This window comes from Geodermatophilus sp. CPCC 205506 (genome assembly GCF_051383635.1).
Classification (GTDB): Bacteria; Actinomycetota; Actinomycetes; order Mycobacteriales; family Geodermatophilaceae; genus Geodermatophilus.
In genome coordinates this window covers 51,504-76,502 of the sequence record NZ_JALPKP010000002.1, presented here as the reverse complement: position 1 = coordinate 76,502, position 24,999 = coordinate 51,504, and the positions used below count along the sequence as shown (strand labels likewise).

The following is a 24,999-nucleotide window of genomic DNA, read 5'->3' as shown; positions in this document are numbered from 1 at the left end:
GGACCAGGGGACACCGGTGTCCCCGAGCAGCCCAGGGCACATCGTCCCCCTCGGGCACGGGTGGCCCCCCACGGCACGGTCGCCGTGGGGGGCCCGTCGACTGCGGAGGTGCGTCAGGAGACCGGCGCCCGGGGCGTGGACCAGTACCACTGCGGCTGCCGGTACTGCACCGTCGGGTCCTCCGGCCGCCGGGACGCCCGGACCAGCAGGCGCGCGGCGGGGACGGTCAGCACCGAGCCGACGACCAGCGCGGCCCAGCCGACGCCGCCGAGCGCGGGTGCCTCGGCACCGATCCGGGCCTCGACGTCCACCCCCGCCGAGCCGTCGGCGTTCATCACCACGAAGGCCCACTCGCCGTCCGCCGGCTCCCAGGTGACCTCCTGGGTGCCCGCACCGGCAGCCGCCGCGATCCAGAAGTCCTGGTCGCCGGGGAGCGCCGCCGGCGCGCCGCCGGGCAGCGCGTCGCTGCGGCTCGCCGGCCCGTCGAAGCCGAGGCCGTCGACGACGGTCCGCTGGACGCCGTCGAGGTACTCCGCCACGTCGGTGGCCGCGGCGACGCCCACGAACACCTCGCCCGCTCCGGTGCCGGTCACCTCGAGCCGGGCGGTGCCCAGGCTGTCGGGCAGGGGCAGCCAGTCGGGCGCGGCGGCGAGGTCGATGCGGTCGCTCACCAGCGCGTGGCCCGCGGACGTGAAGCCGTCCCGCGGCGAGACGACGAAGCCGTCCGACCGGTCCAGCGAGTGGGCCCACAGCAGGGTCCCTCCGCCGGCGAGCAGCCCGAGGCCGGGCAGGAGCAGCAGGGCGCCCGCGAGGCCGGCGGCGACCCGCCGGGTGCGGGTGGTCCGGCGGGACGGCGCCGGCCAGCCGGGGGGCGCGGGCCAGGCCTGCGCGGTCGGCCACTCGGGTGCGGGGTCGATGGTCATGGCGTCCCTCCAGTGGGGATCGACGGGTCGAGGAGCGCCGGGAGGGCCGAAGTGGCCACTTCGGCCCTCCCGGTCGGAGCGCTCGAGCGGGCGCAGGGGGTGAGCCGGCTGGAGGTTCCTGTGCCGGGGTCGTGCAGGACCACCCTCTCCGCCGGCGCGGCCCGCCACGAGCCTCGGACGGAGCGATCGGGGGCCCCGCGCGAGTGGTCCGTCCGGAACCGCCGGCACCCCGCGCCGGCCCGTCGCCTCCCTCGCGCGAGGGACCCCGGCCGACTCCCAGGGGTGTCGCCTTCCGCCGCCCGCGGGGACACGATGGGAGGTGTCGACGTCGACGACCCCGATCGCGGCCCCGCCGCGTGCGCGCCGGCCCTGGAGCGGCACCCGCGGGGACGCGGTGCTCGCCGTCGCCATGGCCGTCGTCTCGGTCGGCCTGGTCCTCGCGATGCCTGCCGGGCCTCCCTACGAGCCGACGGACGCGGTCACGCTCGTCGTCGCCGCCGCCGGGCCGCTGGCGCTGATCTGGCGCCAGACGGCGCCGCTGGTGGCGCAGGCCGGGGCCAGCCTGGCCATCGTGGCGACGGCGGCCGCCGGCTCACCGATCGACTTCCTCGCCTGGCCGGCCTGGTTCGCCCTGTTCAGCTGCTTCGTGGTCGGCGGGCGCCGGCTCCGGGCGGCGGCCACCGCCCTCGCGGCGCTGGGCGTCGCCGGCTACGTGGCCTTCGACCACGGCGACCCGGTGAGCGCGCTGCCCTCGATCATGGTCAGCTTCCTCGTGGCCACGCTCGCCGGAGCCCTCGCCAGCCGGCAGACGCGCGCGGTGGCCGCCGAGGCCGCCCACGCGGCCGAGAGCCGGAGACAGGCGCTGGAGGCCGAGCGCCTCCTCGCGCAGGAACGCGGCCGGCTGGCCCGCGAGCTGCACGACTCGCTCGGGCACACGGTCAACGTGATGGTCCTGCAGGCCGGCGTCGGACGGCGGGTGTTCGCGGACAACCCGGCCTACGCGCACGAGGCGCTGGGATCCATCGAGACGGCGGGGCGGGCGGCGCTCGACGAGCTGAACCGGCTGCTCCGGGTGCTCCAGCCCGACCGGGGCGGGACGGCGGAGCCGTTCGCGCCGACGCTGGCCGACCTGGAGGAGATGGCCGAGCGGATCCGGGCGACCGGCCGTCAGGTGGAGCTGCGGACCAACGAGGTCGAGGTACCGGCCGGAGCCGCCCGGGCGGTCTACCGGATCGCCCAGGAGGCCCTGACCAACGCCGTCCGCCACACGCCGTCCGGCCGGATCCGGATCGAGCTGCGGCGGAGCGGTTCCCAGCTCCTGCTCGAGGTCCTCAACGAGTGCCCGCCGCTCCCCGCTCCGGTACCGGGGCACGGGCTGGTCAACATGCGCGAGCGGGCCCGGCTCGAGGGCGGCGAGCTGGAGGCCGCGCCGGTGGACGGCGGGTTCCGGGTGCGCGCGGTGCTGCCCGTCGGCGCGGCGGTGGCCCCGTGATCGGCGTCCTGCTCGCCGACGACGACGTCCTCGTCCGCAGCGGGCTGCGCGCCCTGCTCGACGCCGAGGAGGACATCACGGTCGTCGGCGAGGCGGCCGACGGGCGGGAGGCCGTGGAGCGCGCCCGCACGCTGCACCCCGACGTGGTCCTCATGGACGTCCGGATGCCGCGGGTGGACGGCGTCCAGGCCACCCGGGAGATCGCCTCCTGGCCACGGCGGCCGAGGGTGCTCGTCCTCACCACGTTCGACCTGGACGACGTGGTCGACGACGCCCTGGAGGCGGGGGCCGACGGCTTCCTCCTGAAGCGGGCCACACCGGAGCAGCTCATCGACGGCATCCGGACCGTCGCCGCCGGGGACGCACTGGTCGCGCCGGCCGTCACCCGCCGGCTCCTGGCCGCCTACGCCGGCCGGCGGGCACCCGACCGGGAGCGGCTCCAGCTGGCCGCGCACCTCACCGAGCGCGAGGCCGACATCCTCCGCGCCATCGCCGACGGCCTGTCCAACGCCGAGATCGCCGGCCGGGTCTGGCTCTCGCCGGAGACGGTCAAGACGCACGTCAAGAGCATCCTGGCCAAGCTCGGCGTCCGTGACCGCACCCAGGCGGTCGTGTGGGCCTACCGGACCGGCTTCGTCGACCCCTCGGCGGGCGACGACCAGCGGCGCTAGCGACGGGCGCCGGCGGCGGTGGCCCGGTCACGGGAAGAGCGGGTCCCGCTTCCAGAAGAGGTCGTGCCGGGTGATCTTCCCGTCGACGACCTCGGTGATGCTGACGCCTTCGCCCTCCAGCCGGTACGGCCGCTCGTTGCCGCCGCGGTCGGTGAAGGTCTTGTCCCTCGTGGTGCCGCTCGGCTCCCACACGGTGATGACCGCACCGGCGTCGGCGACCATCCGCCGGACGGTGAAGCGGAGGCCGTCGTAGAGGGCCTGGTACTGGCGGATGTGCTCCGCGAACGCGTCGGCGCCGCTGAGCCGCTCCAGCCCGCCCACCACGTCGGTGTCGGTCGAGAAGAACAGGCCGTCGTTGGAGACGTAGCCCTCGTCGATGATGTCGCTGACCGCCGCCGCGTCCGCGGCGTTCCAGCCCTCCTCGAAGAAGCGGCGGACGATCGCCTGCCGGGCGTCCTGCTCCACTGCCACTCCCCCCTCCGACTCCTCCGGACGCTAGGGCGGCGGCGTCACCGGAACGTCACGGCGCCCCCGCCGGCGAGTCGCCACGCCGGGAGTGCCCGCTGTCGCCTTGTGGCGCGAGCGCGAGGCGAGGACGCTGTGTCGCCTTCCCCGCCTCTCCCGCCTTTCCGCTCTGGACGGTCGACATGGCGCTCTTCACGGTCGGCACGGTGCGTACACGCGAGCGCGCTCCCCGCGGGCCGGTGCCCGCACTCGTCCCGGTCGTGCTGCTGGCCCTGAGCCTGCTGGCCGGTACCGCGCCCGCGGCGACCGCCGCGCCCTCGGCCGGCCACGCAGGCCCGGCCGCCTACACGGCCGAGCTGACGGCCGACCAGCTCGCCCTCGTGATGGCCAGCGGCGTCGAGCGCCGCGAGGTGCTGACCGCCCCCGGCTCGGCACCCGGCTCGATGCGGGTGGAGATCGTGCTGGGCCGGCGCGCGGCGGCCACGCTGATCGCGCAGGGGGTCCCGTTGCAGGCGCGCGCCGCGGCCGCCCGGGCCGCGGCCGCGACCGGCGTGTTCCGCCCGTGGAGCGGGGCGGGCGGGCTCCGGGAGGAGTTCGTCGCGCTGGCGGCCGCGCACCCCGACCTGGTGGAGCAGGTCGTCATCGGCCGGTCGGTCAACGGCCAGGAGATCCTCGCGTTCAAGGTGACGGCGGACGCCGGGCTGGTGCCCGACGGGCAGCGCCCCGCCGTGCTCTACGCCTCGGCGCAGCACGCCCGCGAGTGGATCACCCCGGAGATGACCCGACGGCTCATGCGCCACGTGCTGGACGCATCCGGCAGCGACCCGGAGATCCGCGGTGTGCTCGACCGCACCGAGCTGTGGTTCGTCCCGGTGCTGAACCCGGACGGCTACGACCACACCTTCACCACCGACCGGCTGTGGCGGAAGAACCTGCGGGACAACGACGGCGACGGCGCGATCACCGGGGTGGACGGCGTCGACCTCAACCGCAACTTCGCGACCCGGTTCGGCTACGACGAGGAGGGCTCCTCCTCGGCGCCGGAGAGCGAGACCTTCCGCGGTCCGGCCCCGGCATCCGAACCGGAGACCCAGGCCCTGGACGGCCTCATGCGCCGGATCGGCTTCGAGTTCCTCGTCAACTACCACTCCGCGGCGGAACTCCTGCTCTACGGCACCGGCTGGCAGGTGGCCACCCCCACGCCGGACGACGTGCTCTACGAGGCCATGGCCGGGGACGACGCGAACCCCGCGGTCGCCGGCTACGACCCGGACATCTCGGCCGAGCTCTACACCACCAACGGCGAGACCACCGAGCACGCCCAGCAGGTCTACGGCACGCTGGCGTTCACGCCGGAGATGTCGACCTGCCAGACGGCCAGCGGCGCCGACCCGGCGGACCCCTTCGAGCCCGACGCCTGCGCCAGCGTCTTCGAGTTCCCCGACTCCGAGCCGCTGGTGCAGGCGGAGTTCGCCAAGAACCTGCCCTTCGCGCTCGCGGTCGCCCGGTCGGCGCAGGACCCGTCCCACCCCGTCTCGGTCGTGGGCCGCACGGTGCCGGACTTCGTCCTCGACCCGTTCACCGTCTCCTACGGCAGCCCCCAGACGGTCGCCGTCACCGCCCGGCGCGACCTGCGCACGCTCGACCTGCGGTACCGCGTCTCCGGCGGCGCCGAGCAACGCGCTCCCGTGCAGGAGTGGGAGGGTGGCGAGCGCTACGGCGACGAGGGCGACGTCTACTACGCCGAGTTCCGCGGCGAGGTCACCGGTGCCCGAACGGGCGACACGGTGGAGGTGTGGTTCACCGGCGTGCGGCCCGACGGCGGTCCGGTGAGCAGCGAGCGGTTCACCTACACCGTGGCCCGGGAGGGCGGGGAGGTGCTCGTGCTGGCCAACGAGGACTACGAGGGCTACAACCCCGGCACCCCGGGTGCGGTCACCGCCCCCCGGTACGCCCAGCAGCACGTCGACGCGCTGACGGCGGCCGGCACGAGCTCGGCCGTGTGGGACGTCTCGGCCCAGGGCGTGCCGCACGACCTCGGGGTGCTCGGCCACTTCGACAGCGTCGTCTGGTACCTCGGCGACAACCGGCTGACCCAGGACGCCGAGGACGTCGTGACCGTGGTCCTGGGGGAGGAACTGGAGGACGCGGCGGTCGCCGAGCGCCAGCAGTTCCTGACCCTCGCCGTCCGGGACTACCTCAACGGTGGCGGCACCCTCGCGCTCACCGGTGAGACGGCCGCGTACCACGGCACGCTGGGCACGGCGATCGGCGGCATCTACTACGGCCTGGACGGCGCGCCGGAGCAGGACTGCGTGGTGACCGGCGATCCGTTCAGCGACTGCCTGCTGCTCGCCGACGACTTCGCGCAGTACTACCTGGGCGCCTACACCCGGTCGCCGCGGGCGGCGCCGCAGACCGTGGAGGCGACCGGGGTGCCGATCACCGGCACGAGCACGACGGTGCCCGGCACGCCGACCAACGCCGTCGACGAGGCCGGGACGTTCCTGCCGACCAGCGCCGTCCTCCCCGTGGCGCGCTTCCCCCAGTTCGCGAGCGCCGTGTCGGCCCTGTACCGGGGCGGGTCGCCGAGCAACCTGGAGACGTTCGAGGGCAGCTGGTTCGCCGCCGCGGCGCACGCCGACGGCGCCTACATGCGGCTCAGCCGCACGGTCGACCTCACCGGGGTCACCGCCGCGCAGGCGCCGGCGCTGGAGTTCGCGCTGTCCCACGACGTCGAGGCCGGCTACGACAACGTCATCGTCGAGGCCCACCCCGTCGGCACCGACGCCTGGACGACGCTGCCGGAGGCCGGCGGGCGGAGCGACACCACTCCGCCGGCGGAGTGCGAGTCCGGGGCCCTGCTCGAGCTGCACCCGTTCCTCGGCCACTACCTCACGGGCGGCGCTCCCTGCACGCCGACCGGGACCACGGGCGCGTGGAACCGGATCACCGGCACCTCCGCGGGCTGGCAGGAGGTCCGCTTCGACCTCTCCGCCTACGCCGGCGGGCAGGTCGAGGTGGCGATCAGCTACGTCACCGACCCGTTCATCGGCGGAGCCGGGGTGTTCGTGGACCGCACGCGGGTGACGATCGGCGGCACGGAGGTCGAGCCGGAGGCCTTCGAGACCGGCCTCGGGCCGTGGGCAACACCCGGCGCCCCGGCGGGCAGCCCGGGGAACGCCGACGACTTCCAGCGAGCGCAGTCACAGGTGGGGGCGGCGATCACCACCGACGACACCGTACTGCTCGGGTTCGGCATCGAGCAGGTGCCCGCCGCGGACCGGGTGACCCTGCTCGGGGGGATCGTGCAGCACCTGACCGACGCGACACCGCCCGTGGCGCGCTGAGCCGGCCCGCCGCCCCCGCGGAGGCGGACCAGGGACGCGTGCGCGCACCGCGGCACCGATCAGCCGGGAGCCTCGCGATGCAGGTCGGCGGTCAGGGCGTCGAGCAGCCGGCGGTGCGCCTCGGCCAGCGCCGACAGCTGCCGTCGCAGCCGGCGCACCTCGGACTCGAGGGCCTCGAGCCGGGCGGACGGCACCGGAGCGGACGGCACCGCGGCCGGCGCGGTGGGAGCCTCCCGCCCGGGCGCCGACGGCACCGGCTGCGGAACGGACGGGGTCGCCGGCGCGGAGGAGCGCGCCGCCTCCGGATCCCGCGGAGTGCGGGGCGGGGATCCTCCCGACGTCTCCGGGGAGCGCCGGGCCGCGCCCGCCGGGATCCGCCAGACCGTCCGCTGTCCCTGGAGCACCTGGTGCCCGGCGAGGGTGCCGGCCCGCAGCTGCGCCCGGATGGCGGCAGGGGTGACCCGGCGGAGCTGGGCCATCTGCTCGACCGTCAGGAAGTCCCCGTCGCCGCCGACGGCCGCCCCGTCATCGGCCGGCGGATCGGTCATGGTGCGCAAACCCCCTCGTCCACTGTTGCGCAACAGTCTTCCGCAGAGCCGTACCGGGATCAACGCGGCACAGCCAACCCCACAGCGTTTACGCAATGGACCAGCACTCGCCTCTTTGCGTAACTGGGGTCGATCGCCCTCCGACACCCTTGCGTAATACTCCCCTTCGTTGCGCAACTCGGGGACATCCTCCCCCGAGCAGCCGCGCGTGTGCGGACGGCTTCCGGGGTGAACCCCCCGAGTGGGACGAGAGCCGACCGGCACCGGTGAACTACCGGGACGGGCCCCGCGAGTCGCGCCGGGCTGCCCCGCGGCCCGTGCCAGGATGCGGGGGAATGATCAACGCGAGTCGAGGAGGTCCCTTGGCGACCAGCACCACGGCCCCCACCCGGGCCCGCCGCACCTCCCGTGAGCCGGGCTTCTACACCCGCGCACAGGTCGAGACCGACCTCGGGCTGACGGCGACCGAGCTGGACACCTTCGAGCGCGCCGGCGTCCTCGGCGCCGAGCAGCGCCGCAGCCGCGGGGACACCCGACCGGTCCTGTACTCGACCAGCGACCTGGCCGTCGGCCGCTTCGCGATGGCCGCGCACCGGCTCGGTGTCCGCGGCGAGCAGCTGCGCCGGCTCAGCGACGCACTGCGGCTCAAGCGCAAGCGGCTGCGGCCCGGCTGGAACGGTCTGGTCGTCATCGACCGGGACGGCGACGTCGAGCTCCTCGACGACCCGAGCGGCCTGGTGGAGTACCTGCGCGACTACCCGGAGCCGGTCGCCTCGCTGCTGGTGACCACGCTGACCGTGCCGGACGTCGTCACCGACGCCGCGTGATGCGGGCCGCCGTCGTCCCGAGAGGGACGTCGTGAGCTGACATCCCTCCAGAAACGAGACGTGGCACCAGCCCCAAGCTGATGCCACGCACGCCCGACGGACTCTGAGAGCCTGCGGAGTCGACACCACGAGGCTAGCAGTGGTCCGTCCGGGATGTCTTCGTTGTTCCTTCAGGACGCACGTGTCCGCTCCCGCGGTGACGTGCGCCCTGCGCCCGGAAAGACGCCAATGACGCCCCACTCCGCTCCCCCGCGCCCGGGGGACAGCACGCCGACGGTCGCCCGGCCGTCGCTCGTCTTCGAGGTCACCAAGACCATCGCGGCCTACACCACAGACGGGCTCGCTCCCGGTGGCGGGCTGAAGGTGACCGTCATGCCCGAGGCCGCCCTGCAGCTGCAGAAGGCGCTGGGTGTCCGGTTGTTCTCGGCGCTGTTCACCCTGATCTGCATGGCCGGCGACGACGGCTTCCGGCTCGTCGTCGACACCAACGCCACGAAGCTCGCCGAGCAGCTGGGCTGCAGCCGGCAGAAGGCCGGCGAGCTGGTCACCCAGCTGGAGCAGGCCGGCTTCCTCGACCGCCAGCAGGCCCGCGGCGTGGGCGGGCGTCCCGACCGGTTCGGCCGCGGCCGGTACGTGCTCTGCCCCGAGCTGTACCGCGCGGTCGAACGCCGGCAGACCCTCACGCACAGTGACCGCCCGCTGGGTGACCCCTCCACCGTCGTCACGGGAGCTGACACCGGTGTCCCGACAGCCGGTGTCGGGAAAGCTGACATCGGGCCGACCGGTGTCAGCGAACCTGACGTCGGGCTGGAACCCGCAGGTCGCACCGGTGACAGGTTCTCCGACACCGGCGTCCGCAGTCACCGTCATGAGGATGGGATGAATGACGATCATTCATCCCTCGCGTCCGCCGACGCGCGGCTGACGCCGCCGTCGACCGGGTCTGCGCTCGACGGGTCCCGTCCGGCGATGCCGCCGGCAGCGACCGCCGTCGCCGGGCTGCCGATGGCCGAGGTGGTCGCCCTCCTCGGGCAGTGGGGCGTGTTCGACGCCGAGTCCGTAGTCCGGACCGCCGACCCGGACGTGCTCGACGCCGCCCTGCGGGAGATCTCCGCGCGGTTCTCCGAGATCAAGAACCCCGGTGCCTACCTGCGCAGACTGCTCGCGGGCGGGGGTCCTGCGGCGCAGCGGCCCCGGGCGGCGGACGCCGCTCCCCCGCCGGTGACCGCACCGGTGCCCCTGCCGCCGGCCGCCGTCGTGGGCCCCGTGGACGATGCGGTCGCTGCGGTGACCGGCGCGCGCCGGCTGCCGGAGCTGACCGGCGCGCAGCTCGTCGAGGTCTACGCGCAGCTGCCGGAGGACGCACGAGCCGCGGTCGACCGCGCGCTCGGCCGGATGGCGGAGGTGGCCGGCTCCGGGTGGTGCAACGTGCCCGGGTTGATCCGGCCCCGGCGGCTGTACCTGGTCGGGGTGCTGGAGCGGCTGGGGCTGCTGGACGCCGGCTGACCCGTCTCAGTCGTGTCCTCCGTGTGTGGACGAGAACCAGCCGTCGACGACGTGCTCGGCCACCCCGCGGCCGAGGTGCCGCCCGTCGTTCAGCCGACGCGCGGCTGGTCGAGCGTCGGTTCGCCGTCGCCCTCGACCGTCACGACCGCGTTGTGTAGACGGCCGTCGACACGAGGCCGAGGTAGAACTGCGCCACCGGCGCGGCCTTCTGGCCCTCGACACCGATGGTGCGCCAGGCGATCGCGTTCCAGGCGAGGACCACCCCCGGGTCGCGTGAGCCGCGCGGACCGTCGGGGTGGGCGGCCGCCGCGGGCGGAAGTCCGAGGAGGAGCAGGGCTGTCGCGACGACGACGCCGCGACGACGTGCAGGAGTGGAGCGAGCCATGGTGTTTCCCGATCCGCATCGTCGGTCGGAGGATGTCGGCCGGCAGCGCGGCCGGTCCGGTGCCCGGGTCGGCGGGTCGCGGGCGCCCGGGGGGCGAGTCTCGACGGCCTGGGGGTCGACCTCGGGGCGAGGTACCCCGGGCGACCGCCGGGGCGAGGTACCCGGGCGACCGCCGCGGCGAGCCCTGCGCGACGCGCTGACCGGTGCAGAGCCGGCGCTCCCCCACCGATCCCACGTCGCCGGACGAGACGTTCCTCCGTGCAGCGCGCGCGAGACGGTGCGTTTTCGGAACGATGGCTCTCCCGACCTGACGCGACCAGAGCCGTTGGACTCTGACCGGTCGTGGCCGCTGCGCGGGGCCGGCGCGGCGGGGGTTGTGCCGATCCCCACCCCCGAGGAGCCTCGGGCGATGGGAGACGCTCGATCAGGCGCCGTCCGGACCGCCGACGACGTGGTGGAACTGGACGCGGCCTTCTTCGCCGATCCGTACGCCCTCTACGCCCGGCTCCGCGCCGAGGGCCCGGTCGCGCGGGCGCGCACGCCGGTGGGCCTCCCGGTCTGGATCGTGACCCGCTACGACGACGCGCGGCGGGCGCTCAACGACCCGCGCCTGGCCAAGGACGCCACCGGCTTCGCCAGGGTGCTGGACCGGCACCCCGTGCCACCGGAGCGCCGCGCCGTGTTCGCCCAGGAGCTCGGCCGGCACATGCTCAGCTCCGACCCGCCGGACCACACCCGGCTGCGGAAGCTGGTGAGCCGGGCCTTCACGATGCGCGCGATCGCCGGGATGCGACCGCGCATCGAGGCGCTCGCCGCCGACCTCGCCGACCGGATGGCCGCCGGGCCGCCGGAGGTCGACCTGCTTGACGCCTTCGCCTTCCCGCTGCCCATGAGCGTCATCTGCGACCTGCTCGGGGTGCCCGACACCGAACGGACGACGTTCCGCCGGTGGTCCAACACCCTGCTGTCCTCCGACGGCACCGGCGCCGACCGCACCGCCGCGGGTCTGGCCATCGCGCAGTACCTCGGTGGCCTGGTGGCGGAGAAGCGGGCGCGGCCGGCCGACGACATGCTGTCGGCGATCGTCGCCGCCTCGGACGACGCCGACCGGCTCTCGGCCGACGAGACGGTGTCGATGGCGTTCCTGCTGCTGGTGGCCGGTCACGAGACGACGGTCAACCTGATCGGCAACGGCGTGCTCGCCCTGCTCCGGGCTCCCGACCGGCTCGCCGAGCTGCGCGCCGACCCCGACCTGGTCCCGCGCGCGGTGGAGGAGTTCCTCCGCTTCGACGGCCCCGTCAACCTGGCCACCTTCCGCCACACCACCGAGCCGGTGGAGATCGGCGGGTGCACCATCCCGGCCGACGAGGTGGTGCTGGTCGCCCTGGCGTCCGCCGACCGCGACCCCGACCGGTTCCCGGCCGCCGACGACCTCGACCCGCACCGCGACACGACCGGTCACCTGGCCTTCGGCTTCGGGCTGCACCACTGCCTCGGCGCACCCCTGGCCCGGCTGGAGGGTGACGTCGCGTTCCGGACGCTGCTCGCCCGGTTCCCCGACCTGGCGCTGGCCGCCGGGCCGGACGAGCTGAGCTGGCGCACCAGCATCCTGATGCGCGGGCTGACCCGGCTGCCGGTGCGACTCCGGGGCTGACCTCCGCGGGCGGACCTCAGAGGTTGATCATGTGGCCGGTCAGGCCGTGGAACGCCTCCTGCAGAGCCTCGCTGAGCGTCGGGTGGGCGTGCACGTTGCGCGCGAGCTCCGTGGCGGTCAGGTCCCACTTCTGCGCGAGCGTCAGCTCGGGCAGCAGCTCGGTCACCTCGGGGCCGATCAGGTGGCCGCCGAGCAGCTCGCCGTAGGTCTCGTCGGCGATGAGCTTGACGAAGCCACCGGGGTCGGCCAGGCCCTGGGCCTTGCCGTTCGCGGTGAAGGGGAACTTGGCGACCGTCACCTTCCAGCCGTTCTGGTCGGCCAGTTCCCGCGCCTGGGCCTCGGTCCAGCCGAAGCTGGCCACCTGCGGCTGGCAGAACGTGGCCCGCGGCATCATCACGTAGTCCAGCTCCTGGGTCTCCGCGCCCGCGATGGTCTCGGCCGCGACGACCCCCTGGGCCTCGGCCACGTGCGCCAGCATCAGCTTGGCCGTGACGTCGCCGATCGCGTAGGCGTGGGGGACGTTGGTGCGCATGTGGTCGTCGATCGCGATGGCACCGCGATCGGTCACGTCCACACCCAGCTTCTCCAGGCCGTAGCCGTCCACTCGCGGCCGGAACCCGATCGCCTGCATGACCTTGTCCGCCTGCAGGTCCCGGGTGCCCTTGGCGTCGGAGACGGTGACGGTGACGGTGTCCCCCGAGTCCTCGATCCGCTCGACCTTCGTGGAGGTCAGGACCTCGACGCCCAGCTTGCGGTAGCGCTTGGCGAGCTCCTTGGAGACCTCTTCGTCCTCCAGCGGCAGCACCCGGTCGAGGAACTCGACGATGGTGACCTTCACGCCGTAGTTGGCCATGACGTAGGCGAACTCGACGCCGATGGCCCCCGCGCCGGCGATGATCAGGCTCCGCGGGAGGTCCCGCGTCATGATCTGCTCCTCGTACGTGACCACCCGCTCCGACAGCGAGGTGCCCGGGAGCAGCCGGGTGGCCGCGCCGGGCGCCAGGATGACGTTGTCGAAGGTGACGTTCTCGAAGCCGCCCTGGGTCAGGGCCACGTGCAGGCTGTGCGGGTCGGTGAAGGTCCCCCAGCCGTCGAACTCGGTGATCTTGTTCTTCTTCATCAGGAAGTGCACGCCCTTGACCCGGCCGTCGGCCACCACGCGGCTCCGGTCGTAGGCGGCGCCGAAGTCGAAGGAGACCTCACCGTTGATCCCGAAGGTCTTCGCCTCCGTCGTCACCAGGTGGGCGAGCTCGGCGTTGCGCAGCAGCGCCTTGGACGGGATGCAGCCGACGTTCAGGCACACCCCGCCCCAGTACTTCTCCTCGACGACGGCAACGCTCTTCCCGAGCTGTGCAGCCCGGATCGCCGCCACGTATCCCCCAGGGCCCGCACCGAGGACGACCACGTCGAAATGAGGCATGCCCGGAGCCTAGGTTCGCGGCCGCGATCCTGCGCCCCGTGCGTGGCGCCGGACTCCGGTGGCCGGCGCCACGCCGGAGGTCAGGCGCGGTGCACGCGGTCCGGGGCGGTGTCCGCCCGCCGGAGCGCCGCGATCCGCTCGAGGGCGTAGTGGACGCCCGGGTAGGTCACCCACTGCTCGGTCGGCGTCGCCTCCTCGGGCACGTCGTCGTCGGCGGGCGGGCGCGGAACGGGGATGACCGGGCGGGTTCCGCGGGGGTCGCTGTCGCGCCGCCCGGCGGACGTGCTGGGCATCGTCATCGGGATCTCCTGTCTCTCTGTGGTGGGGCCCGGACCGACCCCGGGCGGAGTCGGGTGCGGGCTGCTCCCCCGCTGGGCGCGGGCGGTCGCCAGGGCCTCGCGGAAGCCGTGCGCGTACCAGAGCGGGGCGTTGAGCAGGACCCCGGTGGGGGCGGTCCCCGCTCCGGCACCCCAGACGAGGCCGGCGAACTCCTCCGGGTCGAGCCCGTGGCACACCGGCCCCGCCGCGGCCGGCTCGCCGTCCGGCTCGACGTCGACCGCCAGGCGCCCGTCCGCACGGCCCAGCGCGAGCGCCACCTCGAGGGCGTGCTGGTACGTCGGCTCCGGCGGTGTTCCGCCGGCAGGACGCTCGCCGGGTGCCACGCCGGCGGATGGGCTGCGGTCCATGCCATCAAGAGGCGGCGCGGGGTTCCGGTGATACAGCGCGGGCGGACAGGTCTAGGCGGCCCGGCGGTTCCGGTGTCCCATGGGCCCCATGTCCGCCGAACACGTGGTCGTCGGGACCGGCCCGGTCCGGCCCGAGGACGTGGTGTCCGTCGCCCGCGACGGCCGCGGCGTACGGCTGGACCCCGCAGCCCTCGCGGAGATCGCCCGGAGCCGCGCCGTCGTCGACGCCCTGTCCCGGGACGACCGGCCGCACTACGGCGTCTCGACCGGCTTCGGAGCGCTGGCCACCCTGCACATCCCGGTCGAGCAGCGCGCCCGGTTGCAGCGCAGCCTCATCCGCTCCCACGCCGCAGGCTCCGGGCCCGAGGTGGAACGGGAGGTCGTGCGGGCACTGATGCTGCTGCGGCTGTCCACCCTGGCGACCGGCCGCACCGGCGTCCGGCCGCAGACGGCGCAGGCCTACGCGGCGGCGCTCGACGCCGGCCTCACGCCGGTCGTGCACGAGTACGGGTCGCTCGGGTGTTCCGGTGACCTGGCCCCGCTGGCCTCCGTCGCGCTCGCCCTGATGGGCGAAGGGCGGCTCCGGGACGACGCGGGTGCGCTGCGCCCGGCCGCGGAGGCGCTGCGGGCGCACGGCATCGATCCCGTCCGGCCGGCCGAGAAGGAGGGGCTGGCACTGGTCAACGGGACCGACGGGATGCTCGGGATGCTGGTCCTCGCGCTCGCCGACCTGCGCCGGCTGCTGACGACCGCCGACGTCGCGGCGGCCATGAGCGTCGAGGCCCTGCTCGGCACCGACGCCGTCTTCGCCGCGGACCTCCAGGCGCTGCGGCCGCACCCGGGGCAGGCGGACTCGGCCGCCAACCTGCGCCTGCTCCTGCGCGGCAGCGGCGTGATGGCCAGCCACCGCGGGCCCGAGTGCACGCGCGTCCAGGACGCCTACTCGCTGCGGTGCGCCCCGCAGGTGCACGGCGCGGCCCGCGACACCGTCGCCCACGCCGCCGCGGTCGCCGACCGCGAACTCGCCGCCGCCATCGACAACCCGGTGATCACCCTCGACGGCCGGGTGGAGTCCAACGGCAACTTCCACGGCGCGCCGGTCGGCTACGTCCTCGACTTCCTCGCGATCGCGGCCGCCGACGTCGCCGGGATGAGCGAGCGGCGCACCGACCGCTTCCTCGACGCCGCGCGCAGCAACGGGCTGCCGCCGTTCCTGGCCGACGCACCCGGGGTCGACTCCGGGCACATGATCGCGCAGTACACGGCGGCCGGGATCGTCGGCGAGCTCAAGCGGCTCGCCGTGCCGGCCAGCGTCGACAGCATCCCCTCCTCCGCGATGCAGGAGGACCACGTCTCGATGGGCTGGGCGGCCGCCCGCAAGCTGCGGCGCGTGGTCGACGGGCTCACCCGCGTCCTCGCCGTCGAGGTCCTGACCGCTGCCCGGGCCCTGGACCTCCGGGCCCCGCTGCAGCCGGCCCCGGCGACGGCCGCCGTCCGCGACGCGGTCCGCGCCGCCGGCGTCGGCGGTCCCGGACCGGACCGGCACCTCGCACCGGAGATCGAGACCGTCGTCGGCCTGGTGACCGACGGGGCCCTGCTCCGGGCCACGGGACTGCCCCTGACCTGACCCCGCCGAGACGAGGAGAGCCACCATGGACGGCGCACGACCCGTACGGTCCCCGCGCGGCACCACCCTCACGGCCCGGAGCTGGCAGACCGAGGCCCCGCTGCGGATGCTGCAGAACAACCTCGACCCCGACGTCGCCGAGCGCCCCGACGACCTGGTCGTCTACGGCGGCACCGGCCGTGCCGCGCGCGACTGGCGCAGCTTCGACGCCATGGTGGCGACCCTCACCACGCTGGCCGACGACGAGACGATGCTCGTCCAGTCCGGCCGCCCGGTCGGCGTGCTGCAGACCTCCGAGTGGGCGCCCCGGGTGCTGATCGCCAACTCCAACCTGGTGGGCGACTGGGCCACCTGGCCGGAGTTCCGGCGCCTGGAGCACCTGGGCCTGACCATGTACGGCCAGATGACGGCGGGGTCCTGGATCTACATCGGGACGCAGGGGATCCTGCAGGGCACCTACGAGACCTTCGCGGCCGTGGCGGCCAAGCGGTTCGGCGGCACGCTCGCCGGAACCCTGACGCTGACCGGCGGCTGCGGCGGGATGGGCGGCGCCCAGCCGCTCGCGGTCACCCTGAACGGCGGCGTCTGCCTGGTGGTCGACGTCGACGGCGCCCGGCTGCGCCGCCGCGTCGAGCACCGGTACCTCGACGAGGTGGCCGACGACCTCGACGACGCCGTCGCGCGCTGCCTGGCCGCCAAGCGCGACCGGCGGGCGCTGTCGGTCGGGCTGGAGGGCAACGCGGCCACGGTGGTCCCCGAGCTGCTGCGCCGCGGCGTGGAGGTCGACGTCGTCACCGACCAGACCTCCGCGCACGACCCGCTCAGCTACCTGCCGGAGGGCGTCGACCCCGGCGACTGGCACGACTACGCCGAGGCCAAGCCCGAGGAGTTCACCGACCGCGCCCGCGCCTCGATGGCCCGGCACGTGGAGGCGATGGTCGGGTTCCTCGACGCCGGGGCCGAGGTCTTCGACTACGGCAACTCGATCCGGGACGAGGCCCGCCAGGGCGGCTTCGAGCGGGCGTTCGCGTTCCCCGGCTTCGTGCCCGCCTACATCCGGCCGCTGTTCTGCTCCGGCAGGGGCCCCTTCCGGTGGGCGGCGCTCTCCGGGGACCCGGCCGACATCGCCGCGACCGACCGCGCCGTCCTCGACCTGTTCCCCGACGACGACCACCTGCAGCGCTGGATCCGCGCGGCACAGGACAAGGTCGCCTTCCAGGGGCTGCCGGCCCGGATCTGCTGGCTCGGGTACGGCGAGCGCGACGTCGCCGGCCTCCGCTTCAACGAGCTGGTCGCCTCCGGGGAGATCTCGGCGCCGATCGTCATCGGCCGCGACCACCTCGACGCCGGCTCCGTCGCCTCGCCGTACCGGGAGACGGAGGCCATGGCCGACGGGTCGGACGCCATCGCCGACTGGCCGCTGCTCAACGCCCTGGTCAGCACCGCGTCCGGCGCCACCTGGGTGTCCATCCACCACGGCGGCGGCGTCGGCATGGGCCGGTCCATCCACGCCGGGCAGGTCAGCGTCGCCGACGGCACCGACCTGGCCGCCCGCAAGCTGGCGCGGGTGCTGCGCAACGACCCCGGAACGGGCGTCCTGCGGCACGTCGACGCCGGCTACGAGCTCGCCGCGCAGGTCGCGGAGGAGCGCGGTCTCCGGGTTCCGATGACGGAGGGCCCATGAGGGCCGACGTGGCCACTTCGGCCCCTGGGGACGCCGGGTGAGCACGTTCGCGGCGATGTGGGCGGACCTGGCACCCGTCGGGCGGGACGCCGCCACGGGCGGGTACCGCCGGTTCGCCTGGACGCCCACCGACGCCACTCTGCGCGAGTGGTTCGGCGGCGAGGCCCGGCGGCGCGGTCTGGACGTCGTGCCGGACCGGGCCGGCAACCTCTGGGCGTGGACGGCGGACCCCGACGCCGGGGAGCCCGGGCTGGTGCTGGGCAGCCACCTCGACTCCGTGCCCGACGGCGGCGCCTTCGACGGACCGCTGGGCGTCGTCTCGGCCCTCGCCGCGCTCGACCGGGTCGACCGGGCCGCGCTCCGGCGGCCCGTCGGCATCGCCAGCTTCGCCGACGAGGAGGGCGCCCGCTTCGGCGTCGCCTGCGCCGGCTCCCGGCTGCTCACCGGCGCGCTCGACCCCGACCGGGCACGGGCGCTGACCGACGACGACGGCACCACCATGGCCGAGGCGATGGACCGCGCCGGGGTCGACGCCGGGAGCGTCGGCCGCGACGACGCCGCCCTCCGCCGGATCGGCGCCTTCGTGGAGCTGCACGTGGAGCAGGGCCGCGCGCTGGTGGACGGTGCCGAGGCCGTCGGCGTCGGGTCGTCGATCTGGCCGCACGGCCGCTGGCGGCTGGACCTGCGCGGCCGGGCCGACCACGCCGGCACCACCCGGCTGGCCGACCGGCAGGACCCGATGCTCGCGCTGGCCGCGACGGTCCTCGAGGCCCGGGCCGCGGCCGCGCGGTACGGCTCGCTGGCCACCGTCGGCAAGGTGCGGGTCCGACCCAACGGCGTCAACGCCATCCCGTCCGAGGTCACCGCCTGGCTCGACGCCCGCGGTCCGCTGGACGACGAGGTGCGCGCCGTGGTCCGGGACGTGGGCCGGGCGGCGGGCGCCGAACCGGTCGAGGAGTCGTGGACGCCGGCCACGCCCTTCGACCCCGCGCTGCGCGACCGGCTGGCCACCCTCCTCGGCACCGACGGGGGCTCCTGCCCGGTGCTCGCCACGGGGGCCGGCCACGACGCCGGCGTCCTGGCCGCGGCCGGCGTCCCGACGGCGATGCTGTTCGTCCGCAACCCGACCGGCGTCAGCCACTCCCCCGCCGAGCACGCCGACCCGGACGACTGCGCCGCCGGGGTCGCCGCGCTCGCCCGGGTGGTCGAGGACCTCGCGTGCTGACCACCTGGTGGTGCGAGTCCGCGCAGCTGGACGACGGCCCCGGGGCGGGCGTCCGGGTCGTCGTCGACGGCGGCCGGATCACCGCGGTCGGGCGAGCGCCCACGCCCGCGGCCGGGGACCACGTGCTCGCCGGCCAGGTGCTCCCCGGCCTCGCCAACGCGCACTCGCACGCCTTCCACCGGGCCCTGCGCGGCCGAACGCACGACTCCGGCGGCACCTTCTGGACCTGGCGCGAGCGCGTGTACGCCGTCGCCGCCCGGCTGGACCCCGACCGCCACCTCGCCCTGGCGCGGGCGACGTACGCGGAGATGGCCCTGGCCGGCGTCACCTGCGTCGGCGAGTTCCACTACCTGCACCACCCGCCCGGCGGCGGGCGGTATCCCGATCCCAACGCGATGGCCGAGGCGCTGGTGCAGGCCGCCGCCGACGCCGGCGTCCGGCTGACCCTGCTGGACACCGTCTACCTGACCGGAGGGCTGTCGGCCGGCGGGTACCTGCCCCTGGACGAGGTCCAGACGCGGTTCTCGGACGGGGACGCCGAGGCCTGGGCCGAACGGGTGGCCGCGCTCCCCGAGCGACCGGGGATCCGGATCGGCGCCGCCGTGCACTCCGTGCGCGCGGTGCCCGCCGCGCAGCTCGGCCGGGTCGCCGAGGCGGCCCGAGGCCGTCCCCTGCACGTGCACCTCTCCGAGCAGCCGGCCGAGAACGAGGCCTGCCTCGCCGTCCACGGCAGCACCCCGACCGCGCTCCTGCACCGGCACGGCATCCTCGGCCCGAGCACCACCGCCGTGCACGCCACCCACCTGACCGACGACGACGTGGTCCTGCTCGGGTCCAGCGGCACGACGGTCTGCGGATGCCCCAGCACCGAGGCCGACCTCGCCGACGGCGTCGGCCCGTTCCGCCGGCTGCGGGACGCCGGCTCGCCGCTGTGCCTGGGCAGCGACCAGTCCGCGCTCACCGACCTGCTTGGCGAGGCCCGGCTGCTCGAGAGCCACCAGCGGCTGGTCACCGGCGAGCGCGGCCGGTTCCGCCCGGCCGCGCTCGTCGCCGCGCTCACCGTCGACGGGCACCGCGCCCTCGGCTGGCCCGACGCCGGCCGGATCGCGCCCGGGCAGCGGGCCGACCTGGTCGCCGTCCGCACCGACACGCCCCGGACGGCCGGCTGCGCCCCCGACCAGCTGGTCATGGCCGCCGGGGGCGCCGACGTGCACACCGTCGTGGTGGACGGCCGGGTCGTCGTCGAGGAGGGCCGGCACGTCCTGGGCGACGTGGGCCACCTGCTCGCCGCGGCCATCGATCCGCTGTGGGACGACGCGTGAACCGACCCCGGGTGAGCACCCTGGTCACCGGCATCGCGGAGCTCGTCACCAACGACCCCGCCGCCGGGGCCGGGCCGCTGGGTCTGGTCGCCGACGCGGCCGTGGTCGTCGAGGACGGCGCCGTCGCCTGGACCGGGTCGCGGCGGCACGCCCCCGCGGCCGACGCTCGGATCGACGTCGGCGGCCGCGCGGTCGTCCCCGGCTTCGTCGACAGCCACACCCACCTGGTCTTCGCCGGCGACCGGGCCGCCGAGTTCGAGGCCCGGATGGCCGGCGCGCGCTACGACGGCGGCGGCATCTCGGCCACCGTCGCCGCGACCCGCTCCGCCTCCGACGACGTCCTGCGCGGCCGGCTCGGCGGCCTGGTGGCCGAGCTGCGCGGCCAGGGCACGACGACGGTGGAGGTCAAGAGCGGCTACGGGCTGACCGTCGAGGACGAGGCGCGGTGCCTGCGGCTGGCCGCGGAGGTCACCCCCGAGACCACCTTCCTCGGCGCGCACGTGGTGCCGGCCGAGTACGCCGGCCGCACCGAGGACTACGTCGCCCTCGTCACCGGTCCGATGCTCGACGCGTGCGCCCCGGTCGCCCGGTGGATCGACGTCTTCTGCGAGCCGGCCTCCGCGCACGCCTTCGACGGCGCGGCGGCGCGGGCCGTGCTGGAGGCCGGCCGGGCCCGCGGGCTGCAGCTCCGGGTGCACGCCAACCAGCTCGCGCCGGGCCCCGGCGTGCAGCTGGCGGTGGAGCTCGGCGCGGCCAGCGCCGACCACTGCACCCACCTGACCGACGCCGACGTGGACGCGCTCGCCGGTGGGACCACGGTCGCGACGCTGCTGCCGGGCGCCGAGTTCTCCACCCGGTCGCCGTACCCCGACGCCCGGCGGCTGCTGTCGGCGGGGGTTCCCGTGGCCCTGGCCACCGACTGCAACCCGGGCAGCAGCTTCACGACGTCGATGCCGTTCTGCATCGCGCTCGCCGTCCGGGAGATGGGGATGACGCCGGTCGAGGCGCTGTGGGCAGCGACCGCCGGCGGAGCGGCGGCGCTGCGGCGTCCGGACGTCGGGCACCTCGGTCCCGGCGCCCGGGCCGACCTCGCCGTCCTCGACGCGCCGTCCTACCGGCACCTGGCCTACCGCCCCGGCGTCCCGCTCGTCCGGGCGCTCCTGCCGGACGACAGCGGCCGCCCGGCCGACTCCTGACTCCGAACCGCCGGCGGGAACGAGCACTGGCAGTCGGCCGCGTCACTCCGTAGGCTGCGGAGGTGCACGGACGACGGATTCCCTGCGGGCTCGCCGCGAGCTGACTCTCGCGACGGCGGGTCCGGCGACACCACGACGAGAGAACCCCGTCCGATCGCAGAAGCCCGTGGGGCTCGGAGAATCCAGTGTTCCGTCACCACCGCCATGTCGCCGTCGACCACAGCCTGAAGGTCTTCGTCACCGTTTCCGACCTGATCAGCGTGCAGCGGGTCGTCATGATGCTCAACGGGCGCAACCACCAGATCACCCGGCTGGAGGCCGAAGAGGCCGGCCAGGGGCAGTGGCGCCTGTGCATCGGGTGTACCGCCGACGACGACGAGGCCGACCTCATGCAGGCCCGCCTGGAGCGCCTCCCGAGTGTGCTGACCGTTCGGCTGGACAGGGGCATCCGGCTCGCGGCACAGAACTGACCGCTGCCGAGTCCGGCCCGGCGTGCGACTCGTCGGGGCTCCGGGGACTGCCCGACGGGTGACGAGCCCGGGCGCGCCGCCGTCCCACGCGATCCGCTGCTGACGCGGACGCGTGGGACGGCTCGGTGCGATCGATGAGCGCCCCGGTCAGTCCAGGCCGGCCATCAGCCCGTCGACGTCGACATCGCCGGTGACCATCCCGTACTCGGTCAGGAGGTCGACGTAGAGCTCGATCATGTCGCGCGGCACGTCCGCGGCCAGCTGGGGGAAGACCATCTCGTTGATGACGTCCTCGGAGATCTCGGTGTAGTCGCCCACCGCGGCCCGCAGCTCGTCCGGGTTCTCCTGGGCGTACTCCACCGACTGCGCCAGGGCCCGCTGGAACGCCGCGGCCGTGTCCCCGTCCGACTCCACGAAGGACTCCGTCGTGAAGTACACCGCCCCGGTGAGCGAGGGAGTCGTCTCCTCGTAGGGGGTGGCCACGACACGCGCGTTCCCGCCACCGAGGATCTGGGTCGCGAAGGGCTCGATGACGAACGCCGCGTCGACCTGCCCGGAGTCCAGCATCGCAGGCATGTCCGGGAACGGGATCTCGACGAGGTTGACGGCGAAGGGGTCCACGCCGGCCTGATCCAGCGATTCGCGCAGCGTCATCTCGAGGATGTTGCCGAGGGCGTTGACCGCCACGGTCTTGCCGGCCAGGCCGGCCGCATCCTGGATGTCGCTGTCCATCGGGACGAAGACGCCGGCGTTCGCCTCGGACGCGTCCGCCCCGGCCTGGGTCGCGGGCGCGACGATCGTGATCGGGAGCCCCTGGCTCCGGGCGATGACCAGGGAGGCCACGTTGGAGAAGCCGATGTCGGCCTCGTCGGCGACCACCGCTGCCGTCACGGCCGCCCCGCCGCCCAGCATCTGCGTCTCCAGCTCGAGCCCCTCCTCCTCGAAGAACCCCTGCGAGATCCCGAGGAAGATCGGGGCGACGTCCGCAGCCGGGAACATGCCCACGCGGACAGTCGTCAGCTCGGTGCTCGCCGCTGCACCCGAGGACTCGGCGGGGTCGTCGCCGGATCCGCAGCCGGAGACGAGTGCGAGCGCGACGAGGCCGGCCAGTGCGGGTCTGCCGACGGCCCGGAGCGGGGTTCGGGAACCGATCATGCGAACTCCTAGTGAGTCATTCGAGGGACCGGCGCGAGACTGCGACCGGGTGGAGCGGATCCCGCGCATGCCGTTCGCCTTCGTGACGACCACGGGACGGGGAAGACCGGTGCCGGCTTCAGCGCGGCGAGTGGGGTGACCTGACGACCGGGGACACGAGCGTCCCGACGCCGGTCAGTGAGACCTCGACCAGGTCCCCGGGCACGAGGTACTCCGGCGGTGTGAAGCCGAAGCCCACCCCGGACGGAGTGCCCGTGGCGATGATGTCCCCGGGCTCGAGGGTGACGCCGCGACTGATCCACGACACGAGTTCCTCGACCCCGAAGACCATGTCGCCGCAGAGCTCGTCCTGCCGCAGTTCCCCGTTTACGTGTGTCGTCAGGCGGAGCTCCCGCCAGTCCGCGATCTCCTCCTTCGCGGCCACCCACGGACCCAACGGGGCGAACCCGTCCAGCGCCTTCCCCCACGACCACTGGCTCCCGGGATCGCTGTGCTGGAGGTCCCGGGCACTGACGTCGTTGAGGATCGTGAAACCGAAGACGTGGTCCAGCGCCTCGGACTCGCTCACGCGGCTGGCCCGGCGGCCCATCACGATGGCCAGCTCGGCCTCGTAGTCCAACTCCGCGGTCAGCCCGAGATCGCTGATCGGCACTCCGTTCCCCACCAGGGAGTTCGGCCACTTGGGAAAGAGGATGGGCCGGGCCGGCGGCTCCAGACCGGCTTCGTGGGCGTGTTTCGTGTAGTTGAGGCCGACACAGATGATCTTGGAGGGCCGGAGGACCGGTGCGTCCAGCAGCACGTCGGCGACGTCGAGGGTGTGCGCCGAGCCGTGGGCCGAGCCGAGGACCGAGCGGGCCGCCTCGACCGCCGGCGGTCCCGCCGCGAGCAGGGCGCCCACGTCGGTGATCCCACGGAGGACGTCGGGCCCGCCGTCGTCGGCCATCGCCGTGAGGTCGAGGACACGGTCCTGATCGACCGCGGCCACCAGGTGCGCGCTTCCGCCTGTGCGCGTCGAGCCCAGTCGCATCCCCCTACACCCCCCACGCCAGGCCGGAGCGAGCGGCGCCGACCCGGCCGCAACCAGCACGGTCCGCCGACCTGGAGACGTGCCGGCCTCCGGCGTTGCGTTCGACCACCACGGAGGTCCTCACCGGCCGGAGATCCGCGACTTCCAGGCCAGCCCGTCGGGGATCACCTCGTCGACGCGCTCGATCTCCCGGTAGCGACCACTCGACTCCCTGATCGCCGGGGGGTCACCCTCCTCGGACGCGCGGATCGCCCGGAGCATCATCCGCCGCATCCGGGCGACCCCGAGGTCGCTGGATCCGAGGTGTTCGGTGGACCGGTCGGAGATGGAGCCCTGGCTCTCCTGGATGACGCAGTCCTCCTCGGCGATCCCCCTGATGCCGGAGAAGTGACCGGCCGTCATGGCGGCGCGATCCTGCGGCCAGCCGTCCTGTCGCAACGAGGTGCGACGGTGCTGGTGGTCGACGATCTCCAGCCCGAGGCGGTCGAAGAGCAGGTCGTGGTCGAGCTCGTTCTCGTGGTCGTAGAAGAGCCAGTACTGCCAGCAGTGGTGGTCGTCGATGGGCACCCACGCGCACAGCACCTTGTCCTCCCCGGGCAGGAAGGTGAAGCACGGATAGGCGAACGCCGTGATCCGCAGGTACTCGGTTCCCGCCTGCGGCCCCGGCCTGCGGGCCGCCAGCCGGAAGCCGAACCAGGACTCGTCCACCTCCAGGCTCGGTGCGGTGCTGGACATCGTCATCCCCAGCGAGCTCCCGGCCGCGGCCCCGGTCGTCTGCGAGCTGTGGAGTGCCGACACGTGGGCCGGGTCGAGGCTGCCTTCCACTCCCTGCAGGTAGTTGCACTCGAGGTGGAGCTTGGAGGCGTGCCAGTGCCCCGGTCCGGCGGAGAAGGGCGCGAAGTCGGGGAACTCGGGCTCGCTCCCGGGCGGCCCCAGGTAGGCCCACACGATCCCGCCGGCGATCCGGGTGCGGAACGACCGCACCGGGATCCTGTCCTTGAGCCGCTGACGGCCCTCCGGCTCGGTCGGGAGGTCGAGCACGTTCCCGTCGGGTCCGAACTTCCACCCGTGGAAGAGGCAGCGGATCCCGTCCGGCTCGCACCGCGCCAGCCCCAGGGATGCTCCCCGGTGCGGGCAGCGCTCGTCCTGCAACCCGATCGAGCCGTCCGCCGTCCTGAAGGCGACCAGGGACTCACCCAGCAGTCTCACCCGGACCGGCTGGTGGTCGAGCAACTCCGCTTCCAGCAGGGCCGGCAGCCAGTACCGGCGCATGAACCGCCCGCCCGGCGTGTCCGCCCCGGTCCGGGTCAGCAGGTCGTTGTCTTCTCGGTGCAGCACTCTCGACTCCTCGCTCCGTTGGTCGGGG

At 74.6% G+C, this 24,999-nt stretch carries 21 protein-coding genes; 12 read left to right on the top strand and 9 right to left on the bottom strand.

Annotated elements, in window-relative coordinates:
* Positions 1-113 precede the first annotated feature (113 nt).
* Positions 114-923, bottom strand: a complete 810-nt coding sequence (locus MY520_RS01760) for a hypothetical protein (protein WP_436689466.1) — start codon at positions 921-923, stop codon at positions 114-116.
* Positions 924-1,242: 319 nt separating this feature from the next.
* Between MY520_RS01760 and MY520_RS01755 the strand changes: the two genes are divergently transcribed.
* A complete protein-coding gene (locus MY520_RS01755; RefSeq protein ID WP_436689464.1) occupies positions 1,243-2,415 on the top strand; it encodes a sensor histidine kinase in 1,173 nt (390 codons plus the stop codon).
* Complete coding sequence (locus MY520_RS01750; protein WP_436689462.1) at positions 2,412-3,086, top strand: response regulator; 675 nt, start codon at positions 2,412-2,414, stop codon at positions 3,084-3,086. Before MY520_RS01755 ends, MY520_RS01750 begins: the two co-directional genes overlap by 4 nt.
* A gap of 27 nt (positions 3,087-3,113) precedes the next feature.
* Here the strand turns inward: MY520_RS01750 and MY520_RS01745 are convergent, their stop codons facing one another.
* Positions 3,114-3,557, bottom strand: a complete 444-nt coding sequence (locus MY520_RS01745) for a nuclear transport factor 2 family protein (RefSeq protein WP_436689460.1) — start codon at positions 3,555-3,557, stop codon at positions 3,114-3,116.
* 176 nt (positions 3,558-3,733) lie between these two features.
* Here MY520_RS01745 and MY520_RS01740 point away from each other — a divergent pair, with 176 nt between their 5' ends.
* Positions 3,734-6,901, top strand: coding sequence for a M14 family zinc carboxypeptidase (locus tag MY520_RS01740; RefSeq protein WP_436689458.1), 3,168 nt, complete (start codon positions 3,734-3,736; stop codon positions 6,899-6,901).
* 59 nt (positions 6,902-6,960) lie between these two features.
* Here MY520_RS01740 and MY520_RS01735 read toward each other — a convergent pair whose 3' ends face one another.
* Positions 6,961-7,449 carry a hypothetical protein gene (locus MY520_RS01735; RefSeq protein ID WP_436689456.1) on the bottom strand — a complete coding sequence of 163 codons (489 nt, stop codon included), beginning with the start codon at positions 7,447-7,449 and terminating at the stop codon, positions 6,961-6,963.
* Between the two features lie 362 nt (positions 7,450-7,811).
* Here MY520_RS01735 and MY520_RS01730 point away from each other — a divergent pair, with 362 nt between their 5' ends.
* Complete coding sequence (locus MY520_RS01730) at positions 7,812-8,276, top strand: hypothetical protein (protein ID WP_436689454.1); 465 nt, start codon at positions 7,812-7,814, stop codon at positions 8,274-8,276.
* A gap of 228 nt (positions 8,277-8,504) precedes the next feature.
* The gene (locus MY520_RS01725; protein ID WP_436689452.1) at positions 8,505-9,782 is read left to right on the top strand and encodes a hypothetical protein; all 1,278 of its coding nucleotides are present in this window, start codon (positions 8,505-8,507) and stop codon (positions 9,780-9,782) included.
* A gap of 139 nt (positions 9,783-9,921) precedes the next feature.
* Here the strand turns inward: MY520_RS01725 and MY520_RS01720 are convergent, their stop codons facing one another.
* Positions 9,922-10,167: a hypothetical protein gene (locus MY520_RS01720; RefSeq protein WP_436689451.1), complete on the bottom strand. Its 246-nt coding sequence runs from the start codon at positions 10,165-10,167 to the stop codon at positions 9,922-9,924.
* 409 nt (positions 10,168-10,576) lie between these two features.
* On the opposite strand from MY520_RS01720, the gene MY520_RS01715 reads away from it, so the two are divergent.
* Positions 10,577-11,821, top strand: a complete 1,245-nt coding sequence (locus MY520_RS01715) for a cytochrome P450 family protein (RefSeq protein WP_436689449.1) — start codon at positions 10,577-10,579, stop codon at positions 11,819-11,821.
* 16 nt (positions 11,822-11,837) lie between these two features.
* On the opposite strand, the gene lpdA is transcribed toward MY520_RS01715, so the two are convergent.
* Both lpdA and MY520_RS01705 read right to left on the bottom strand, forming a co-directional pair.
* The gene (gene lpdA / locus MY520_RS01710; RefSeq protein WP_436689447.1) at positions 11,838-13,241 is read right to left on the bottom strand and encodes a dihydrolipoyl dehydrogenase; all 1,404 of its coding nucleotides are present in this window, start codon (positions 13,239-13,241) and stop codon (positions 11,838-11,840) included.
* An 80-nt stretch (positions 13,242-13,321) separates the two neighbouring features.
* Positions 13,322-13,927, bottom strand: a complete 606-nt coding sequence (locus MY520_RS01705) for a hypothetical protein (protein WP_436689445.1) — start codon at positions 13,925-13,927, stop codon at positions 13,322-13,324.
* A gap of 88 nt (positions 13,928-14,015) precedes the next feature.
* On the opposite strand from MY520_RS01705, the gene hutH reads away from it, so the two are divergent.
* From hutH to MY520_RS01675, 6 genes are all read left to right on the top strand, one after another.
* A complete protein-coding gene (gene hutH / locus MY520_RS01700) occupies positions 14,016-15,554 on the top strand; it encodes a histidine ammonia-lyase (protein ID WP_436689443.1) in 1,539 nt (512 codons plus the stop codon).
* Between the two features lie 25 nt (positions 15,555-15,579).
* A complete protein-coding gene (gene hutU, locus MY520_RS01695; RefSeq protein ID WP_436689441.1) occupies positions 15,580-17,238 on the top strand; it encodes a urocanate hydratase in 1,659 nt (552 codons plus the stop codon).
* Between the two features lie 37 nt (positions 17,239-17,275).
* Positions 17,276-18,463, top strand: coding sequence for an allantoate amidohydrolase (locus MY520_RS01690; protein ID WP_436689439.1), 1,188 nt, complete (start codon positions 17,276-17,278; stop codon positions 18,461-18,463).
* A complete protein-coding gene (locus MY520_RS01685; RefSeq protein WP_436689437.1) occupies positions 18,457-19,785 on the top strand; it encodes a formimidoylglutamate deiminase in 1,329 nt (442 codons plus the stop codon). Before MY520_RS01690 ends, MY520_RS01685 begins: the two co-directional genes overlap by 7 nt.
* Positions 19,782-20,981 (top strand): imidazolonepropionase, encoded by a 1,200-nt coding sequence (gene hutI / locus MY520_RS01680; protein ID WP_436689435.1) that lies wholly within the window; start codon positions 19,782-19,784, stop codon positions 20,979-20,981. Before MY520_RS01685 ends, hutI begins: the two co-directional genes overlap by 4 nt.
* Before the next feature lie 185 nt (positions 20,982-21,166).
* Positions 21,167-21,451, top strand: coding sequence for a hypothetical protein (locus tag MY520_RS01675; RefSeq protein ID WP_436689433.1), 285 nt, complete (start codon positions 21,167-21,169; stop codon positions 21,449-21,451).
* A gap of 147 nt (positions 21,452-21,598) precedes the next feature.
* On the opposite strand, the gene MY520_RS01670 is transcribed toward MY520_RS01675, so the two are convergent.
* From MY520_RS01670 to MY520_RS01660, 3 genes are all read right to left on the bottom strand, one after another.
* Complete coding sequence (locus MY520_RS01670; protein ID WP_436689431.1) at positions 21,599-22,606, bottom strand: ABC transporter substrate-binding protein; 1,008 nt, start codon at positions 22,604-22,606, stop codon at positions 21,599-21,601.
* Between the two features lie 118 nt (positions 22,607-22,724).
* Entirely contained in the window at positions 22,725-23,591 is an 867-nt protein-coding gene (locus MY520_RS01665; RefSeq protein ID WP_436689429.1) for a fumarylacetoacetate hydrolase family protein, read from the bottom strand.
* A 162-nt stretch (positions 23,592-23,753) separates the two neighbouring features.
* On the bottom strand, positions 23,754-24,971 hold the full coding sequence (locus tag MY520_RS01660) for a Rieske 2Fe-2S domain-containing protein (RefSeq protein ID WP_436689427.1): 1,218 nt from the start codon (positions 24,969-24,971) through the stop codon (positions 23,754-23,756).
* Positions 24,972-24,999: the final 28 nt, after the last annotated feature.